This window comes from Streptomyces sp. MAR4 CNX-425, assembly GCF_048656465.1.
In the GTDB taxonomy this organism is placed as follows: domain Bacteria; phylum Actinomycetota; class Actinomycetes; order Streptomycetales; family Streptomycetaceae; genus Streptomyces.
Map to the genome: position 1 here is coordinate 1001205 of NZ_JBMDLF010000001.1, position 18647 is coordinate 1019851.

16 protein-coding genes are annotated in these 18647 nt (G+C 74.3%); 9 read left to right on the plus strand and 7 right to left on the minus strand.

Annotated elements, in window-relative coordinates; genetic code table 11:
- Positions 1-329: 329 nt before the first annotated feature.
- The gene (locus ACHZ99_RS04355) at positions 330-953 is read right to left on the minus strand and encodes a TetR/AcrR family transcriptional regulator (protein ID WP_420302961.1); all 624 of its coding nucleotides are present in this window, start codon (positions 951-953) and stop codon (positions 330-332) included.
- Positions 954-1066: 113 nt separating this feature from the next.
- Between ACHZ99_RS04355 and ACHZ99_RS04360 the strand changes: the two genes are divergently transcribed.
- Both ACHZ99_RS04360 and ACHZ99_RS04365 read left to right on the plus strand, forming a co-directional pair.
- Positions 1067-1555: a nuclear transport factor 2 family protein gene (locus ACHZ99_RS04360; RefSeq protein ID WP_420302962.1), complete on the plus strand. Its 489-nt coding sequence runs from the start codon at positions 1067-1069 to the stop codon at positions 1553-1555.
- Positions 1552-1803 (plus strand): heavy-metal-associated domain-containing protein, encoded by a 252-nt coding sequence (locus tag ACHZ99_RS04365; RefSeq protein ID WP_420302963.1) that lies wholly within the window; start codon positions 1552-1554, stop codon positions 1801-1803. The genes ACHZ99_RS04360 and ACHZ99_RS04365 overlap by 4 nt, the downstream gene beginning before the upstream one ends.
- A 153-nt stretch (positions 1804-1956) precedes the next feature.
- Here the strand turns inward: ACHZ99_RS04365 and ACHZ99_RS04370 are convergent, their stop codons facing one another.
- On the minus strand, positions 1957-3576 hold the full coding sequence (locus ACHZ99_RS04370; RefSeq protein ID WP_420302964.1) for a carbohydrate binding domain-containing protein: 1620 nt from the start codon (positions 3574-3576) through the stop codon (positions 1957-1959).
- 182 nt (positions 3577-3758) lie between these two features.
- A complete protein-coding gene (locus ACHZ99_RS04375) occupies positions 3759-4301 on the minus strand; it encodes a MarR family winged helix-turn-helix transcriptional regulator (RefSeq protein WP_420302965.1) in 543 nt (180 codons plus the stop codon).
- Positions 4302-4397: 96 nt separating this feature from the next.
- Between ACHZ99_RS04375 and ACHZ99_RS04380 the strand changes: the two genes are divergently transcribed.
- From ACHZ99_RS04380 to ACHZ99_RS04390, 3 genes are read left to right on the plus strand one after another with little or no spacing between them, the layout of a single operon-like run.
- Positions 4398-5831: an MFS transporter gene (locus ACHZ99_RS04380; protein ID WP_420302966.1), complete on the plus strand. Its 1434-nt coding sequence runs from the start codon at positions 4398-4400 to the stop codon at positions 5829-5831.
- A gap of 57 nt (positions 5832-5888) precedes the next feature.
- On the plus strand, positions 5889-6686 hold the full coding sequence (locus ACHZ99_RS04385) for a thymidylate synthase (RefSeq protein ID WP_420302967.1): 798 nt from the start codon (positions 5889-5891) through the stop codon (positions 6684-6686).
- The gene (locus ACHZ99_RS04390) at positions 6683-7174 is read left to right on the plus strand and encodes a dihydrofolate reductase (RefSeq protein WP_420302968.1); all 492 of its coding nucleotides are present in this window, start codon (positions 6683-6685) and stop codon (positions 7172-7174) included. Before ACHZ99_RS04385 ends, ACHZ99_RS04390 begins: the two co-directional genes overlap by 4 nt.
- Before the next feature lie 289 nt (positions 7175-7463).
- Here the strand turns inward: ACHZ99_RS04390 and ACHZ99_RS04395 are convergent, their stop codons facing one another.
- From ACHZ99_RS04395 to ACHZ99_RS04405, 3 genes are all read right to left on the minus strand, one after another.
- Positions 7464-8348, minus strand: a complete 885-nt coding sequence (locus ACHZ99_RS04395; RefSeq protein WP_420302969.1) for a DUF4232 domain-containing protein — start codon at positions 8346-8348, stop codon at positions 7464-7466.
- A 191-nt stretch (positions 8349-8539) separates the two neighbouring features.
- Positions 8540-9523 (minus strand): hypothetical protein, encoded by a 984-nt coding sequence (locus ACHZ99_RS04400; RefSeq protein ID WP_420302970.1) that lies wholly within the window; start codon positions 9521-9523, stop codon positions 8540-8542.
- Positions 9524-9608: 85 nt separating this feature from the next.
- Positions 9609-10223 carry a class I SAM-dependent methyltransferase gene (locus ACHZ99_RS04405; RefSeq protein WP_420302971.1) on the minus strand — a complete coding sequence of 205 codons (615 nt, stop codon included), beginning with the start codon at positions 10221-10223 and terminating at the stop codon, positions 9609-9611.
- Positions 10224-10457: 234 nt separating this feature from the next.
- On the opposite strand from ACHZ99_RS04405, the gene ACHZ99_RS04410 reads away from it, so the two are divergent.
- Genes ACHZ99_RS04410 through ACHZ99_RS04420 form a run of 3 tightly spaced genes read left to right on the plus strand, consistent with a single transcriptional unit; the run spans position 10458 to position 14518 of the window.
- A complete protein-coding gene (locus ACHZ99_RS04410; protein ID WP_420302972.1) occupies positions 10458-11564 on the plus strand; it encodes a DUF1996 domain-containing protein in 1107 nt (368 codons plus the stop codon).
- 25 nt (positions 11565-11589) lie between these two features.
- Entirely contained in the window at positions 11590-13437 is a 1848-nt protein-coding gene (locus ACHZ99_RS04415; protein ID WP_420302973.1) for a discoidin domain-containing protein, read from the plus strand.
- 49 nt (positions 13438-13486) lie between these two features.
- The gene (locus ACHZ99_RS04420) at positions 13487-14518 is read left to right on the plus strand and encodes a LacI family DNA-binding transcriptional regulator (protein WP_420302974.1); all 1032 of its coding nucleotides are present in this window, start codon (positions 13487-13489) and stop codon (positions 14516-14518) included.
- Between the two features lie 1910 nt (positions 14519-16428).
- On the opposite strand, the gene ACHZ99_RS04425 is transcribed toward ACHZ99_RS04420, so the two are convergent.
- The gene (locus tag ACHZ99_RS04425) at positions 16429-17121 is read right to left on the minus strand and encodes a PadR family transcriptional regulator (protein ID WP_420302975.1); all 693 of its coding nucleotides are present in this window, start codon (positions 17119-17121) and stop codon (positions 16429-16431) included.
- A 111-nt stretch (positions 17122-17232) separates the two neighbouring features.
- Here ACHZ99_RS04425 and ACHZ99_RS04430 point away from each other — a divergent pair, with 111 nt between their 5' ends.
- Positions 17233-18636 carry a carotenoid oxygenase family protein gene (locus tag ACHZ99_RS04430; RefSeq protein WP_420302976.1) on the plus strand — a complete coding sequence of 468 codons (1404 nt, stop codon included), beginning with the start codon at positions 17233-17235 and terminating at the stop codon, positions 18634-18636.
- The last annotated feature ends 11 nt before the right edge of the window (positions 18637-18647 follow it).

The following is an 18647-nucleotide window of genomic DNA, read 5'->3' on the forward strand; positions in this document are numbered from 1 at the left end:
GCACGGAGAACGCCGCCGGGGACCGCCACCGGGCGCCGCCGGGCGGGGCGGGCGTGACGCGGCGCCCGGCCCCCGCGAAGGGGCCCGCGGGCCGGGCCGGTGGGCCGGGGCCGCGGGCTCCGTTCGCGTACCCGCGGGCGGCGTCGCCGGGGCGGGCCGGGCGGTGGCCGGGGGTGCGCCTTCGGGGCGCGGCCCCGCGGTGCCCGCCCCGGGGACGCGCCCCTGGGACGCGCCGCGTCGTCATGCCCCGGGTCCGGCCGGAGTGGGGTTCGGTCGGACCCGGACCTGGTCCGTGCGCGTGCCCGTGCCCGGTCCCGGCCCGCGGGGCGCTAGACGTCCGGCGGCGCCTCGGTCCCGTACAGCCGCAGCACCCCCGTGCGCAGGGCGTCCGCCGCCGCGGCGGGGGTCATCCGCCCGGCGGCGACCTCCGCGCCCGCCGCGTGGCCGAGGGCGACGGTGGCGGCGGCCAGCCAGTGCGGCTCGGCGCCCCGGTCGAACTCCCCCGACTCCTGCCCGCGGCGGGCGACCCGCTCCAGCCGCTCGGTGATCGGGCGGTGCTGGTCACGCTCCTGCCGGCGGTCCGCGGGGGGCGGCTCGGCGTGCCGGAGGCCGGGGTAGCGGTCGGCGATCTCCCAGCTGACGTCGAGGAGCCGCAAGAGCCCGGCGGCGGCGGGGAGTTCGTCGAGGCGGGCGGAGTCCAGCGCGGCGTCGGTCTCGGCGGTGACGCGGTCGTAGACGGCGGTGAGGACCTCGTCGCGGGAGGGGTAGTGGGCGTAGACGGTCTGGCGGGTGACGCCCGCGGCGGCGGCGATGGCCTCGACGCTGACCTCCGGCCGCTCGCCGAGCAGGCGGACGGCGGCGTCGACGATGGCGGACCGGCTGCGCTCGGCGTCGGCGCGGCGGCGGCGCGGGGACCCCGCGGGTTGCCTGGCTCCCTGGGAGGGCAAAGTCATACACCTTGTCAAAGTTAGATCGGGCGTTATATCTTACGGAGTGTAAGAGATAGCGCCTCCGGGTGCTAGCTCACCGATGCGCGCGGGCAGGTCCCGCGAGGGGGGAGAGCGACATGGCAGCCCGCGAGGCGACCGATGAGACGACCGGCACGGCGGCCGGTGCGGCGGCCGCCAGGACGGCCGGCGAGCAGCCCAGGCAGTTCATTGCCGAGCTCTTCACCTCCTTCACGCGCGAGATCGTGGCGGACGACGGCGACCCGGGCCCGGTCATCGACCGCTACTACACCCCGGATGTCGTGCAGATCGCCGACGGGATCCGGCTCGACCGGGACCGGCTGGTGGCCCACGTCCGCCCGGTCCGGAAGAACCTGGCGGACTTCGCGTTCGAGGTGCACGAGGCGCTGCGGGACGGGGAGCGGATAGCGGCCCGCTTCACCATCCGCGCCACCGACCGCAAGGGCCGGCGCACCGCCACGGAGGTCCATCTCTTCGGCGAGCTGGCGCCGGACGGCCGGATATGCCGTACGCACCAGATCAGCCGGACCCTCAAGGACCCGGGAGCGCCCGGGGAAGTAGCAGGCGGGAAGGAGGAGGGCTCGTGATCGAGTCCCGTCACACCGTGCTGGGCATGGTGTGCGCTCACTGCGCGGGGATCGTCGGGGAGGAGATCGGCCAGGTCCCGGGGGTCACGGACGTGCGGGTGGACATAGCGGCCGAGACCGTGGTCGTACGGGCCGACCGCCCGGTTCCGCAGGCGCTCATCCACGCCGCCGTCGAGGAGGCGGGCTACACGCCCGGCCCCCCGCCCACGGGCCAGCCCGCGGAACCGCCCGCGAAACCCGGCAGTTGACGCGTCCGGCCGCGCGCCCCGCGCGCTCGCGCCTCCGGGGAGCGCGCGGCGGCCCCCGGGGAGCGCGGCGGCCTCCGGGACGGCGCGGCACCCCCGGGGCAGGGCCCGGGGGTGCCGGCGTACCCGTAGCGGTGTGCGGGTGGTGGTCGGCGGTCAGCCGGTGAAGCCGGCGGTGATGCGGGTGAACTCCCAGTTCGGGCGGTCGCGGTTGACCGACCAGAAGGCCAGCCGGCCGATGTGGTGGGAGTTGGCCCAGTCGCGGATCTGGGTCCAGATCTGCGGCGTGGTGACCTCGCCGACGTCACTGGTGTTGTTCATGCCCGAGATGCCGATGTGGGCGTACGCCTCCGCGTCGGTCCAGCCGAAGACGGAGACGAGTTTGTCCTTCAGCCCCTCGGTGGCATTGACGGTGCTCCCGTACATGTCCGAGTGGCCGCCGAAGTTGAACGGCATGATCGTGAAGTTGTCGATGTCCGCCTGGAGCGCGTGCGCCCGCTCGATCAGGCGGTCGCCCCAGGAGTTGGGGCCGGTGTTGAGAGTGGGGAAGGTGAGGATGGTCCGCAGCCCGGGGTTGTTCTGCTTGACGATCTTCAGCGCGTTCAGGATACGGTCCTGGACCGCCGGGTTCTCGAACTCGTCGGTGTTCTCGATGTCGACGTCGATCGCCTTCAGGTCGTAGGCGTCGATCACCTTCTGGTAGGCGCCGGCGAGCGCCTGGGCCGTGGAGCAGTTGGGGCCGAGCTTGTTGCCGCTCCAGCCGCCGATGGACGGGACGATGTCGCCGCCGGCCGCGCGGATGGCGTTGATGGTGGCCTCGTCGACGCCGCCGGTGAGCGGACGCTGGCTGTCCCAGGCGGGGTTGCAGCCGTTCTGGGCGAGGATGAACGCCATCGTGTACCACTTGATGCCGGTCGCGCTCATCACCTCGGTCGGGCTCGGCGGGTTGCCCCAGCCCAGGTAGAGGTAGGGCGCGGCCTGGACGAAGCCGGGGCTGCCGCCGCCGTCCTTGTCGGTCGTGGCGCGCACCTCGGCGGTGCGCGGCGAGGCGTTGCCGGCCCGGTCCCGGGCGCGGATGCTGAAGGCGTACTCGGTCTCCGGCGTGAGGCCGGTGACGGTGGCGCTGGTGCCGGTCACCGTGGTGGCGAGGGTGCCGTCGCGGTAGACGTCGTAGCCGGTGACGCCGACGTTGTCGGTGGCGGCGTCCCAGGCGAGCGAGACGGAGGTGGCGGAGGTGCCGGTGGCCCGGGGGGTGCCCGGGGTGCCGGGGGCCTCGGTGTCGGGCTGGCCGCCGGGGCCGTCGAGGCTGATGTCGTCGGCGTAGTAGGTGCCCTGCCCGTACCAGCCGTGGACGTAGACCTCGGCGCTGGTCTGGTTGGCGCCGGTGGTGAACGACGTGGTCAGCTCGGTGTAGTCGGCGGCTGACGCCGTCCAGGTGGCGTTGCCGCCGGTCACGCCGAGGTAGACGTAGCCGCCGCGCACCCAGCCGGACAGCGTGTAGGTGGTACCGGGCTGGACGGCGACGGTCTGGGAGCAGCGGGCGTTGCTGCTTCCGCTCGCGGCGCCGGCCAGCGCCTTGGTGCCGCCGTGGACGGGGCTGCTCACCACGGAGCCGGCGTCGTCGGCGCAGCTCCAGCTCGACAGGCCGCCGGACTCGAAGCCGGGGTCGTTCAGCAGGTTGGCGGCCTGCGCCGCCGGGGCGGGCAGGGCCACCGCGCCGGCGCCGGCGAGCAGCGCGGCGCTCAGGTAGGCGGCTAGGCGGTTTCGGATACGCACGGGTCCTCCCAGTGCGGTGGGGTGGGTGCCCGGATCAGAGGAGGGCGGCGCTGACGCGGGCGCAATGTCGTGGGCATGACAGTTCTACGGGCGACCGGGGATCGGACCGCCCGAAGGGGGTGCGTTATTGGTCTGGACCTATTGGGCCTTGCCTCGGATTGAAGCGAAGCCCTCCGGCGCCGTCAAGCCCCCGCCCCGGCCGAGTCCGCCCCGCCGGAAGGGCCGGCCCCCTCCCCCTCGGCCGCCCGGCCCTCCCCGAACGCGACGAAGTCGTCGACCATCCGGTGAAACAGCTCCGCGAGCCGCCGCAGCTCCTCCGGCGACCACTCCCCCAGCGCCACCTGCATCCCCTGGCACGCCACCGCGCGGATACGCGCGATCGCCTCCCGCCCCTCCCCGGTGAGCTGGATGAGCTGCGCCCGGCGGTCGTCCGGGTCCGGGACCCGGCTGACATACCCGGCCTTCTGCAACTGCTGCACCTGGCGCGTCACGTGCGACGCCTCCACGCCCAGCTGCCCCGCCAGCTCGCCGAGGCGCAGCGGTTCGGCGCCCTCCACCTGCCGCAGCAGCGCCACCGCCGCCCGGTCCAGCGACACCCCGGCCGTCGCCATCAGCCGGTCGTGCTGCCGGACCCGGCTGCTCAGATACGCGATGCGGCTGAGGGCGCGCTCGATCTCGACCACGTCCGGGGAGACGTCGACGGCCGCTGGTGACCGGAAAGACATGGGCATCACTTTACAAGAAGTTTGCTTGACTCAACTAACTACCACATGCTTGCGTAAGTCAAGTAAAGTCCCTTCCCGTCGCAGGAGTCCACCCCGATGACAGACACCGCCGCCCCGGCAGCCGAGAAGCGCCACGCCGACCGGCCCGGCGACGCCGGTCCCGGCCTGACGCTGCTGGCGCTGGGCAGCGCCGGCCTCGTCGTCTCGCTACAGCAGACGCTGGTGCTGCCCATGCTCCCCCAGCTCATGCGGGCGTTCGACATCTCGGTCGCCGCCGTCTCGTGGGTCTTCACCGCGACGCTGCTCGCCGGGGCGGTCGCCACGCCGCTGCTCTCCCGCTTCGGCGACATGTACGGCAAGAAGAAGATGATCTCGGTGACGATGTCGCTGCTCGTCGCCGGCTCCGTAATCTGCGCGGTATCCGACTCCCTCGCCGTACTCATCGCCGGCCGCGCGCTCCAGGGCACCGCCGCGGCCGTGATCCCGCTGGCCATCGGGATGATCCGCGACTCCTACCCGCGCGAGCGGGTCACCACCGCCATCGGCGTCGTCAGCGCCACCCTCGGCGTCGGCGGCGCCGTCGGCATGCTCGTCACCGGGCTCATCGCCGACCACACCGACTCCCACCAGCCGGTCTTCTGGATAGCCGCCGCCATGGCCGCGGTCGGCCTGCTGTTCGTGCTGTTCTGCACCCGCGACTCCGGCCGCCGCGCCGGCGGCCGCCCCGACCTCCCGGGCGCGGGCCTGCTCGGCGGCTGGCTGGTCAGCCTGCTGCTCGGCATCAGCCAGGGCAACGCCTGGGGCTGGACCGACGCCCGCATCCTCGGCCTGTTCGCCGCCGCGGTCGTGCTGTGCGCGGCGTGGGTGGCCGTCGAGCTGAAGGTGCGCGAGCCGCTGGTGCGGCTGCAGATCCTCGTCGGCCCCAAGTCGCTCTCGGCCAACCTGGCCTCGCTCCTCCTCGGCTTCTCCATGTTCGCGGCCTTCACGTTGATCGCGAACTTCATCCAGACCCCGGAGGACCGGGTGGGCTACGGGCTCACCGGCTCGGTGCTGGACGTCGGCCTCTACATGCTGCCCAGCACCTTCACCATGCTGATCTTCTCCGCGCTCTCCGGCCGGCTGGAGGCCCGCCTCGGCGCCGCCTGGACCCTGGCCCTCGGCTCGGTCGTCGCGGGCGCCGCGTACATCTGGCTGGCGCTCATGCACGACACCGCCCTGGACGTCATGATCTTCAGCGGCATCCAGGGCCTCGGCATCGGCATCGCCTACGCGGCCCTCGGCACCCTCGCCGTGCAGCACGTGCCGATGGACCAGAGCGGCATCGCCAGCGGCATCAACTCCCTCGTCCGCACCGCCGGCGGCAGCATCGCCAGCGCGGCCACCGCGGCGGTGCTGGCGGCGCAGGTCATCGACGGCACCGAGGTGCCCACCGTGGACGCGTACGTCCTCTGCTTCGTCATCGCCGGCGTGTCGGCGGGCGTGGCGGCGGTCATCGCCGCGGTGAACGGGGTGCGGCACCGGGCAACGTAGACGGGCCGGCGGTCCCGGTTCGCGGCCCGCCCGGCCGGCGGCAGTAGACTCGCCGCCGTGGCGGACACCCAGTACGAAGACCTGTTGCGGCTGGTGCTCACCTCCGGGACGGCCAAGGCCGACCGGACGGGCACCGGCACCCGGAGTGTCTTCGGGCACCAGCTGCGGTACGACCTCTCCCGCGGGTTCCCGCTGGTCACCACCAAGAAGGTGCATCTCAAGTCGATCGTGTACGAGCTGCTGTGGTTCCTCCGCGGCGACTCGAACGTCGGCTGGCTGCAGGAGCACGGCGTCACCATCTGGGACGAGTGGGCCGGGCCGGACGGCGAGCTGGGCCCCGTCTACGGCGTGCAGTGGCGCTCCTGGCCGACGCCGGACGGCCGACACGTCGACCAGATCAGCGAGGTGCTCGACACCCTCCGCCGCAACCCCGACTCCCGCCGCATGATCGTCTCCGCCTGGAACGTCGCCGAGCTGGAGAACATGGCGCTGCCGCCGTGCCACGCCTTCTTCCAGTTCTACGTCGCCGAAGGCCGCCTCTCCTGCCAGCTCTACCAGCGCAGCGCGGACCTGTTCCTCGGCGTCCCGTTCAACATCGCCAGCTACGCCCTCCTCACGCACATGGTGGCGCAGCAGACCGGCCTCGAACCGGGCGATTTCATCTGGACCGGCGGCGACTGCCACATCTACGACAACCACGTCGAGCAGGTGACGGAGCAGCTGTCGCGCAGCCCGTACGAGTTCCCGGAGCTGCGGCTCCGCCGGGCGGACTCGCTCTTCGGCTACGCCCACGCGGACGTGGAGATCCTCGGCTACCGGCACCACCCGGCCATCAAGGCCCCGGTCGCCGTGTGAACACGGGGCTGATCTGGGCGCAGGCCCGCGACGGCGTGATCGGCGCGGACAACGGGATCCCGTGGCGGCTGCCCGAGGACATGGCGCACTTCAAGGCGACCACGCTGGGGCACCCGGTGGTGATGGGGCGCAGGACGTGGGACTCGCTGCCGCCGCGGTTCCGCCCGCTGCCGGGCAGGCGGAACGTCGTGGTCACGCGCGACCCGCGGTGGACGGCCGAGGGCGCCGTACGCGCCGGGTCCGTGACCGAGGCCCTGGAGCTGGCCGCCGGCGCCGGTACCGGCACGGTGTGGGTGATCGGCGGCGGGGAGATCTACCGGGCCGCGCTGGAACATGCGACGACCCTGTCGGTGACGGAGATCGACACGACGGTCGCCGGCGACACGTACGCGCCGGTGCCGGGCCCGGAGTGGCGGGTCGAGGAGGACGGCGGCTGGCAGGACTCCCGGTCGGGGCTGAGGTACCGGATCCGTAGATACACCCGGTGAGCAGCAGAAACGTACGACCGCCCCACCCGGCCGGACCCCGACGGCCCGGCGCGGCCACCCCGGCCAGCGGCCCAGCCCGGTCACCGCACCAACATCAACCCCGCACCCCCGCCCAAGGGTAGGCGCCCCCTCGGACATCCGAGGCGGCCCCGCGCCCTCCGAAACCGGGGCGGCCGGGGGGGTGCGGCAGAGCCCGGGAGGGACGCGGCCGCGGCCCCGACTCGATGTCACAGGGCGGGCCTACCCTTGGGTGGGAGTGCGGGGTTGGTTGGGCGGGCGGCTGGAGGGGTCAGGCGGGGGGCTGCTGCCAGGCGCCGACGCCGAGTTCGCCCGTCGTGCCGAGGTCCAGTTCCGGCGTGACCGTCACCGGTGCCGCGCCGGGCTTCGCCCACACCCGCACGTACGGGGCGTTGACCGCCTCGCCGGCCAGGACGGTGTTGCGCCACACCAGTTGGGTCGACGCCCGCTCCCCCGGCCGCAGCGCCAGCGCGCGCGGCGGCGCGTCCGCGCCGGTGCCGGAGGCGATGGCGGCGCCGCCGCGGTGGATACGTATGCCGGTGACGACCTCGTGGTCCTCGTCGAGGAGTTGGAGGCGCGGGTAGCCGTCGAGCCGGAGCACGCCGGTGCCGCAGTTCTCCAGGTGCAGTCCGACGACGCGCAGCCCCATCGCCGCGTCGCCCCGGTCCGCGTACAGCCGCACCCCGGTCGGCGGACACGGCCCGCCCGTGGACGGCGCCTCGTCCGCGGGGACGCTGCGCACCTTGCCGACCTGCACGTCCGCCCCGTCGCCGCGCGCCATCGGCTCGGCGATGTCGATCTCCGCCGGCACGGTACGGCCCGCCGGCACGGACTCCACGGCCGTCTCGGGGGACGACAGCACCTCGCCGGACGGCGTCCGCACCTGGAAGGCGACGGTGTACGTCATCGCCTCCGACCCGCGGTTGGCGATCTCGAACTCCACCCGCTCCGGCTCCCCCGTGCCCGCCTTCGTGTGGACCCGGGTGATGGACACCCCGTCGACCTCGGCCGGCGACGCCTCGCCGACCGCGCTCGGCCCCCTGGCGCCGACGCGCGCGTCGGCGGTCTCGGTACCGCACGCGGCGAGCAGCAGCACGGCGAGGAGGGCGAGGGGGCGGGTGCGGCGTACGCGGGTCAGACGGGTGGCGGGGCGCATCCGCCCAGTCGACCAGGGCGGGTACGCCTCGGCTGTGACCGGCGTCACTCGGCCGGATACAGCACGGTCACAGTTGCGCGGTTCAGCACAGGCGGTTCACCGCCCGCGGGCTCAAGGCACGCCGTTCAAGGCACGCCGTTCAGGTGACGCGCGCTCAGAGCATGCCGTTCAGGGAACGCAGCGCGCGCCGTTCAGCGTACGGGGACGCGCGCCAGCCGGAGTTCGTGCGCGCCGTCCACCCGGGCGGCCTCGAAGTAGATGTGCCACGTGCCGTCCGCGACGACGGCGTCGACGTAGCGCAGCGAGCCCGTCCCGTACGGGACCGTTGCCCACGGTCCCTCCGTGCTGAGCCGGTGCCAGGTGCGCAGGTCGTGGGAGAGCGCGAGGCCGCAGCGCTCCTCGTAGTTCTCCTCGTGGGAGGCGGCGCCGTCGTAGAAGGCGAGCCACCCGGCGCCGGGCCCCAGCGGGACGGCGCAGTTGAGCCGGGTCTGGAAGGCGTCCCAGCCGCCGCCGGTGGGCATGACCTCGCCCTGCCAGGCGAAGGTCGCGCCGCCGTCGGTGGAGACGGCGAGGCCGGTGGGGTGGGTGGTGACGCCGGTGTTGTAGATGTCCGCGGTGGCGTGCGCGCGGGCGGCGTCGGCGCCGGCGAGCCCGGCGCGCGCGTAGCTGGCGAAGAGGTAGGTCAGCGGGCCGTGCCGGAGGGTGTACGGGTCCTTGACGCCCTCGGTGCCGGTGCCGGCGGCGGTGAGCGCGGGGCGCGCCGCGGCGAGGTCGAAGGCGTCGGGCGCGGCGGCGTCGACGACGTCGACGCGCCAGCGGGAGTCGGCGGGGTCGACGTAGCTGAGGTAGAGCTGGTAGCCGCCGGGGGTGGGCAGCAGGCTGAAGCGCTCCATGGAGGCGGTTCCCAGCTCGCGGCTCTCCACGGCCCACACGTCGGTGAAGTCCACGCCGTCGTCGCTGACGGCGACCGCGCAGCGCCAGCCGCGCTCGCCGCCCGGGTGCCCGCGGGGGCGCCGGCGGCGGTACGTGAGCAGCCAGCGGCCCCGCTCCGGCTCGTGCAGCACCCCGGGGCAGCCGGTCCAGTAGCCGGCTTCGGGGGCCTCGGGGGGCATCACGACCTCTGCCTCCGCGGGGTCGAAGGGAGGCAGGGGCGCGCTGGTGCGGTGGGTCGGCATACCGGTCAGCCTAGGAGCGGGGCCGCCGTGGGCGTAGCCCGCGGCGGGTGAAGGGCGGGTGAACTCGCCCGGGGGCGGGGGCCGGTCACGCCGGCGGCGCCCGCCAGGTGAGGGTGTAGCGGCGCAGGACGTGGCGGCGGTAGCGGACGCCGGGGAGCAGCCGGCGGGCTTCGGCGCGCACCTCGCCGTAGCTCATCCGCGGGTCGGCGGCCGGCATGCCGGGCGGGCCGCCGGCGCGGCGCAGGACCTTCGTGACCCGTACGACGGGTGCGGCGGCGGCCGTGGCGGCCCAGTCCGCGGCCGTCGCCTCCCGCGCCAGACCGGCGACGACGAGGACGCCGCCGGGGCGCAGGAGGTCGCGCATGCGGACGAGGGCGGCGGTGAAGTCCATGTGGTGCACGGCGGAGACCGAGCAGACGAAGTCGTAGCCCGCGGCGGGCAGGTCGGCGGCGAGGAAGTCGGCCTCGACGAAGTCGGTCCCGGGGCGGCCGGCGGACAGTTCGCGGGCGCGGGCGACCATCCGCGGGGAGCTGTCGACGCCGGTGACGTGCCGGGCGCGGGCGGCGAGCTTGCGTACGAGGAGGCCGTCGCCGCAGCCGACGTCGAGGGCGTCGCGGCAGCCGTCGGGGACGGCGCGCAGGATGCCCGGGTGGCGGGCGACGTTGGTGTTCCAGTACGGCGTGAGGTCGGAGCCCTGCATCGGTGCATGGTACGGACGCGGCCGTACGCGACGGGACGGGGCGGGGTCAGCGGATCACGGGCGCGGAGCGCGCCGCGCAACCGCGGTACCCGGCAGGACATTTGACGCGTTCTCGCTTATCGGGGCACCGGTCCTTGCGCGCTCCCTTGACGCGCCCTCCCCGGGAGCGCAACCATCCAGCGCAACGGGAGAGCGCTCTCCCGACTCTCCCTCCCCCCACCCAGGAGGCCCCCGATGAGAAGGAGATCGCGCCTCTCCACCGTGCTCCTGCCGGCCCTGGCCCTGTGCGTCACCGCACTCGGCGCCACCGCCGTCACCGGAGAGACGGCCAGCGCGCGCACCGCCCCGACCGCGTCCGACGACCGGACGGACAGGGCGCACCACTCCGCCCCCGCCCGCCACGCCGAGCCCCGCCCCCTCGCCTCCGGCGACGACCCGGACGGCGACGGCTACATCCCCGCCGTCCCGCCCGTCACCGGCGTCGAGCCGTCCGACAAGGAGCCGCCCCACCGCTACTTCCACGAGTTCCAGGCCAACTGCTCCGTCAGCCACACCAAGCCCGACGACCCCATCGTCTACCCCGGCCAGCCCGGCAGGTCCCACGACCACACCTTCATGGGCAACGTCACCACCGACGCCCACAGCACCACCGCCTCGCTCGACGCCGGCGGCACCGAGTGCAAGGCGCCCGGCGACAGGTCCGCCTACTGGATGCCCACGCTCTCCAACGCCGGCGAGCCCGTGCTGCCGGTCGGCGACCAGACCATCTACTACAAGGCCGGCGTCACCGACTACACCAGCGTCCGCCCGTTCCCCAAGGGCCTGCGCTTCGTCGTCGGCAGCCCGATGCAGAGCGCCGAGGAGTTCCGCAACCACCCGGGCTTCGTGGAGGGCTGGGAGTGCGGCGAGAGCTACTTCAACGTCGACTTCCCCGCCACCTGCCCCGACACCCGGGACACCCAGCTGAACATCCGGATGCAGGCGCCCAGCTGCTGGGACGGCACGTACCTGGACACGCCGGACCACCGCAGCCACATGGCGTACCCCGTGGTCAAGGCCGGGACCAACAACAACGTCTGCCCGGAGTCGCACCCGGTCGCGCTGCCGATGATCGAGTTCAAGATGGCGTTCCCCGTGAACGGCGACATGTCGCAGGTCGAACTCGCCAGCGGGCGCGGCTACTCCTTCCACTACGACTTCCTCAACGTCTGGGACGACGCGACCCTCAAGGCGCTCGTCGACCACTGCGTCGTCGGCGCGCTCCAGTGCGACGCGCGCGGCTACGACCAGACCCACCCGGAAGCGGGCGCGGCCCTCAACGAGGACTACGAGCTTCCCTGACCCCCCACCGCTGGAGGACCCTCCCATGCACCCTCAACCCCCCGCAGCCCCCGGCGCGGCAAGACCCCCGGGCGGCACCGGCCCCGGAGCCCGGCCGCGGCGCGCCGCGTCCCGCGGCCTCCCGGCCGTCCTCGCCGCCGGCGCCGTGCTGGCCGGTCTGACGGTCGCCCTGCCCGCCTCCGCCCAGCCCGCCCCGGAATCCGACCCCGCCCCCGAACCGGCCGCCGCCGCGAGCGTCGTCGAGGTCACCGGCGGGCAGGGCGACTGGCAGCTCACCGTCGACGGCCAGCCGTACACCGTCAAGGGCCTCACCTGGGGCCCGCCCGTCGCCGAGGCCGCCGACTACATGCCCGACGTCGCGTCCCTCGGCGCCAACACCGTACGCACCTGGGGCACCGACGCCACCACCCGACCGCTGCTCGACGCCGCCGCCGCCAACGGCGTCAAGGTCATCGCCGGCTTCTGGCTCCAGCCCGGCGGCGGCCCGGGCAGCGGCGGCTGCGTCGACTACGTCGACGACGAGCAGTACAAGAACGACATGCTCGCCGAGTTCCCCAGGTGGGTCGAGGAGTACAAGGACCACAGCGGCGTGCTGATGTGGAACGTCGGCAACGAGTCCGTCCTCGGGCTGCAGAACTGCTACGAGGGCGACGAGCTGGAGCGCCAGCGCGACGCGTACACCACCTTCGTCAACGACGTCGCGAAGAAGATCCACGAGGTCGACCCGAACCACCCCGTGACCTCCACCGACGCCTGGGTCGGCGCCTGGCCGTACTACCAGGAGAACGCCCCCGACCTCGACCTGTACGCCGTCAACGCGTACGCCGCCGTCTGCGACATACGCGCCGCCTGGGAGGCCGGAGGCTACGACAAGCCGTACATCGTCACCGAGGGCGGCCCGCCCGGCGAGTGGGAGGTCGACGACGACGCCAACGGCGTGCCCGAGGAGCCGACCGACGTCGCCAAGGCCGCGGGCTACGGCCGCGCGTGGGACTGCGTCACCGGCCACGAGGGCGTCGCGCTCGGCGCGACCCTCTTCCACTACGGCATCGAGAACGACTTCGGCGGCGTGTGGTTCAACCTCACGCCCGACAAGAAGCGGCGGCTGTCGTACTACGCGGTCAAGGAAGCGTACGGCGGCGACACGTCCGGCGACAACACCCCGCCGGTGATCTCCGGCCTGACCGCGCAGAACGCGGGTGCCGTGCCGGCGGGGCGGGAGTTCACGCTCTCCGCGGACGTCGCCGACCCGGACGGGGACGCGGTGACGTACGAGGTGCTCGTCAACAGCAACTACATAGACGGGAACAAGGCTCTGCGGCCCGCGGAGTTCCGGGAGACGGGCGACGGGACGTTCGCGGTCACGGCGCCGGACCGGCTGGGCGTGTGGAAGGTGTACCTGCGCGCCGAGGACGGCAACGGCAACGTCGGCATCGAGACGCTGTCGGTGAAGGCCGTCCCGCCGCCGGTCGACGGCACCAACGTCGCCGAGGGCAGGCCCGCCACGGCGTCCACCGAGCAGACCGACGCCTACGGCGACTGCCCCTGCCTGGCCGGCGACGCCACGGACGGCGACTTCTCGACCCGGTGGGCCAGCTCGTGGGCCGATCCGCAGTGGGTCAGCGTCGACCTCGGCGAGCGTACGGCGTTCAAGCACGTCCAGCTCGCGTGGGAGGCCGCCCACGCGACGTCGTACGCGATCCAGGTCTCCGACGACGGCCAGAGCTGGCGGACGGTGTACGAGACCGCCGAGGGCAACGGCGGGATCGACGACCTGGAGGTCTCCGGCACCGGCCGCTACGTGCGCATGAACGGCACCGCGCGCGGCACCGGATACGGGTACTCGCTCTACGAGTTCGGCGTGTACAGCTGACGGATCAGCGGTCGGAGAGCGGTTTCCCGGGCGTGCTATAAAGGCGCCTATGAGCCGACCGCCGACGCTGGAGGACGTGGCCCGGGTCGCCGGAGTGTCCCGGGCCACGGTCTCGCGCGTGATCAACGGCACCCGCAACGTGGACCCCGCGATCCAGGAGACCGTCCGCGCGGCCGTACACACCACCGGCTACGCCCCCAACAGCGCCGCCCGCTCCCTCGTCACCCGCCACACCGGCGCGGTGGGCCTGGTCATCTCGGGCGCCGGCGAGGGCGGCGACGAGTCCGCGTACCGGCGCTACGTCTTCTCCGACCCCTTCTTCGGCCGCGTCGTCGACGGCGTGATGGGCGCGCTGCGCCCCCGCGGCATGCACCCGATGCTGATGCTCGCCGAGTCCGCGGACGCCCGCGAACAGGTCGTCGCCCACCTGCGGCAGGGCATCGCGGACGGCGCCCTGCTGGTCTCCACCCACGGCGAGGACCCGCTGCCGGGGATGCTCACGGCCGCGGGCGTCCCGACCGTCCTCTTCGCCCGCCCACCCCGCCCCGTCCCCGCCGGCTACGTCGACCTCGCCCACCGCGACGGCGCCCGCCTGGCCGCCGAGCACCTCCTCGCCCGCGGCTGCCGCCGCCCGGTGACGATCAGCGGCCCCCTGGACGTCCTGGCCGGGCAGGAGCGCCTCGACGGCTTCGGCCAGGCGATGGCCCGCCACGGCCACGCGTACGTGCCGTGCGCGGAGGGCAACTTCACGGCGGAGAGCGGCGAGCAGGCGATGACCCGGCTGCTGCGCGAACACCCCGACCTGGACGGCGTCTTCGCGGCGAACGACCTGATGGCGCGAGCCGCCGCGCAGGTGCTCCAGGAGCAGGGGAAGCGGGTGCCGCAGGACGTGGCCGTGGTCGGCTTCGACGACAGCAGCGCGGCGACTTCCGCCCGGCCGGGGCTGACGACGGTGCGGCAGCCGGTGGAGGACATGGCGGGCGAGATGGTACGGCTGCTGCTGGCGGCCCTGGAGTCCCCGACGGCCCCGCCGGCGTCGGTGATCTTCGAACCGGAACTGGTGATCCGGGACTCGGCGTAACGCCGCCCCGGCGCGGAAGCCGGTGATCCGGGGCGGCGAAGCGCCCGTCCCGGCGCCGGAACCGGCGACCCGGGACTCGGAGCAGAGCCGCCCCGGCGCGGGACCGGTGATCCGGGACTCGGCGAAACGCCGCCCCAGCGCCGGAACTGCGATCCGGGACTCAGGACAGCGCCGCCCCGGCACCGGAACTGCGATCCGAGACTCGGCACAGCACCGCCTCGGCGGACGCCGGGCCAACCCGCGCTAGGCCGGCCCGCGCCGGGCCGACCCACGCCCCCACCCGCCCCGCAGGACCAACCCCGCACTCCCGCCCTAGGGTATGCGGCCCCTCTGACGATCGCGTCCCGCCTGGTGGTGGAGCCGGTATCGGCGGAGTCGACTCGGCCGGTGACCAGCCGCTTGACGGTGCCACGGGGGGGCGGGTGCGGGCGGGGTCGGGGTGGGGTCGGGATGGGCGGCCGGCGTACGGGGGCGCGGCGACGGGGGGCTCGTCGGCGGCAGCCGGTGGCGGCGGGGGCGCGGTGACGGGGTGGAGGCCGTGCCGGGGTAGGCGGCCGTGCGGGGCGGACGCGGCGACGGGGGCCTGCGTCGGGGACGGCCAGGTCGGCGGGTGGCACCGCGTCGGGGGAACGGGCGGTGCCGGGGTGAGCGGCGGTACGTGACGGACGCGGCGACAGACGGCCCGCGTCGGGGACGGCCGGGGGCGGCGGGTGACCCGGCGTCGGGGGAGGGGGCGGTGTCGGGGCGGTCGGGAACGATTGGGCGGCCCGGTGCCGGGGGAGGGGGCGGTGTCGGGGCGGTCGGGAACGGTAGGCGGCCCCGGTGCCGGGGGAGGGGGCGGTGTCGGGGCGGTCGGGAACGGTAGGCAGCCCGGCGCCGGGGTGGGTGGCGCGGTGTCGGGGCTGGTGGCCGTGCGTACGGCGGCGCGGCGACGGGGGTGTGGAGCATTTGTCCCCCGGGGCCCCGCCGCCCAGCGTGTCAGGAGTGCGGGGCGTCGGGCCTGGTCGGCGATTGGCACGGAGCTGGCGGCGATCGGCCCTCGTATCCCGCCCGCGCCGCCGCCCGGGCCCCGCTCCCTGCCTCGCGCCGCCCGCTTGCACCGCCCTCCGGGGACCACACGGGGCCCGGCGCGGCCAGGGCCCGCCGGGGCGTACGTCGGCGGGCGAAACCCGCCCCCCGTGGTCGATTTGGTCAGGTTTGGCGGGCGAGTTACCCCGGGTTCGTCACCGCCACGTGCGCACCGAGGGCCCGCACGCACGTAACTGGTCAAAACTCGGTCCCGGTGGGCGATTCGGGCCCGTTTGACGGGTGAGTTACCGCGGGTTCGTCACCGCCACGTGCGCGCCGAGCGCCCGCACGCACGTAAGTGGTCAAAACTTGGCCCCGGTGGGCGATTTGCCCGGGTTCGGGAAGGGGGTTACCGCAGGTTGTGACACGCGGCGCGTCCCCTCCCGGGGGCGGCGAGCAGCAGCAAGCGCATCGCCGCAGAGCGCCAACGCCAGTGGGGCGCCCTGCGGTACGGACACGATACGAGAGCCGATCGCCGCCCAGCTCCGCCACATCGCCGGCCACACCCCGACGCCCCGCACTCCTGACACACCGGGCAGCGGGGCCCCGGGGGACAAATGCTCCAACCCCCCGACGCCGCGCCCCAGCACGCACGCCCACCCACCCCGACACCGCCCCACCCCAGCCCCGCCCCACCCCGCCTCGCCGCCAACCCCGTCGACGTACCGGGGGCCCACAAACCCGGCGGGTCACGTGCCCACCCTCGCCCGCGCGGGCCGCCCCGCCGCTCGCCGACCTCGTCAGCGCCGTAACAACGGACCGGTTCGCGCGAGCAGCGCCCGGACCGGAACTGACCAAGGGGCCGCCCACCAAAGCCGCCGCCCCTTCGCCGTAACGCTCCTTCAGCCACGCCCCGGCCGGGGATCCACCGAGCCCATGCCGCGCTCCGCGACCTCGGTCCAGTAGGCCACCGCCAGTTCCTCGAACCGCAGCCCGAACGCCAGCGCGGCCGCCTGCGGCGCGCCGAACCGCGGGCCCGCACCGACCACCCCGCCACCGGCCCCCACCCCACCCGTCGCACCCGCTGCACCCGCCGCCCCCACCGAACCCGCCCCGGCACCGGCATCCGCCGCCCCCGCACCCGCCACCCCCCGCGCGCGCCGCGGCGGGGCCGTCGCCAAAATCGCCTCGTACTCGGCCAGCTTGCGCCGGTGCGCCTCCACCTGCGCCTCCGCCAGCCGCCTCACCTCGCCCGCGTCCGACACCCCGTCCCGCTGGAAGTACAGCCGCAGCAGGCCCTCGTCGCGGACGTCCGTGGCGCGTTCCGCCGGGCCGGTGAGCCAGTCGGCGAGCGTGTCCCGCCCCTGCTGCGTCAGCGACAGCGTCCGCCGCCGGCGGCCGGTGGCCTCCCGGTCCTCGGTGACGAGCCCGCGGCGTGCGAGCCGCGCCGCCTCCGCGTAGATCTGCGACCGGGGGAAGTCCCAGAAGTGCCCGACGCTCTGCTGGATTTCGCGATCGAGCGCGTACGGGGTGGTGGGGCCCATCTGCTCCAGAAGGCCGAGTACGACGTAGGCGCTGGCGGAGAGCGTTGGCATGTCATCTCCCGGTCTGGACGGTCTGAACCTCGGCGTTGCAGGCCCGGCGGGCGCACCGGACCATCGAGACAGTACAGGTTGCACGTTTCAATGTGACGATCGGAGTCCTCGATGGCTACCGCGACCCGCGCCGACAACCCCTACCTGGCGGGCAACTTCGCCCCCCTCTCCGACGAGGTCAGCGTCGCCGACCTGCCGGTGACCGGCACCCTGCCGCCCGAGCTGAACGGCCGCTACCTGCGCATCGGCCCCAACCCCGCCGGGCACGAAACCGGCCCCGGCCACCACTGGTTCACCGGGCAGGGCATGGTGCACGGTGTCCGCCTGCGCGCCGGGCGGGCCGAGTGGTACCGGAACCGGTTCGTCCGGGGCGACGTTCCCGAGGACTCGCCCAACACCAACGTCCTCGCCCACGGCGGTCGGCTCCTCGCCCTCGTCGAAGGCGGCGGGGCGCCCGTGTCGATCGCCCCCGACCTGAACGGGATGCGTACCTGGGACGCGGACGGCGCGCTGCGCCTCGGCTTCACCGCGCACCCGAAGGTCGATCCGGCCTGCGGCGAGATGCACGCCGTCAGCTACCTGATCGACCCCCGGTCGGAGCACCTGCGCTACGACGTCGTCGACGCCACCGGGAAGGTGACGCACAGCGCCGAACTGCCCGTCGCCGGGGTGCCGATGGTTCACGACATGGCGTTGACCGGGACCCGGGTCGTGGTGTTCGACCTGCCGGTGACGCTGTCGGCGGAGGCCGCGGGCCGCCTCGCCGCGGGACGGCCGCAGGCCGGGGACGCGCTGCCGATGCGCTGGAACGACGAGCATCCGGCCCGCGTGGGCGTGCTGCCGCGCGGCGGCACGGCGGACCGGCTCAGGTGGTTCGACGCGCCGCGCTGCTACGTGTTCCACGTCCTCAACGCGTACGACGCGCCGGACGGTTCGATCGTCATGGACGTCGTACGCTACGACTCGGTGTTCCGCGACTCGTTCCGCGGCCCCGCCGACGCGCTGCCCTCCCTGGCCCGGTGGACCATCTCACCGCACCGCGGCACCGTCTCCGAGCAGATCATGTCCGACCACAGCATCGAGTGGCCCCGGATCAACCAGGACCGGGCCGGGCGCGCCCACCGCTACGGCTGGTTCGGCGCGGTCGGTCCCGCGAGCCTGCGCCTGTCCGACGACGTCGCGCGCGACAGGGGCGGCAGCTTCGAACCCGGCCCGCTGGTCAAGTTCGACACCGCGACCGGCGAGGCGGCGACCCACCACTTCGGCGCCGGGCGGGTGACGCAGGAACCGGCGTTCGTGCCCCGGCCGGGCACCGGGGCGGGGACCGGCACCGGGGCCGAGGACGACGGCTGGATCCTCACCGTCGTCTACGACGGCAACACCGACCGCAGCGAACTGGTCGTGCTCGACGCCGCCGACGTCGCGGCCGCCCCTCTCGCGCGCGTACACCTTCCCCGACGCGTCCCCTTCGGCTTCCACGGCAACTGGGTATCCGACACCGAGATCGGCGCATAGCCGCCGAGTAG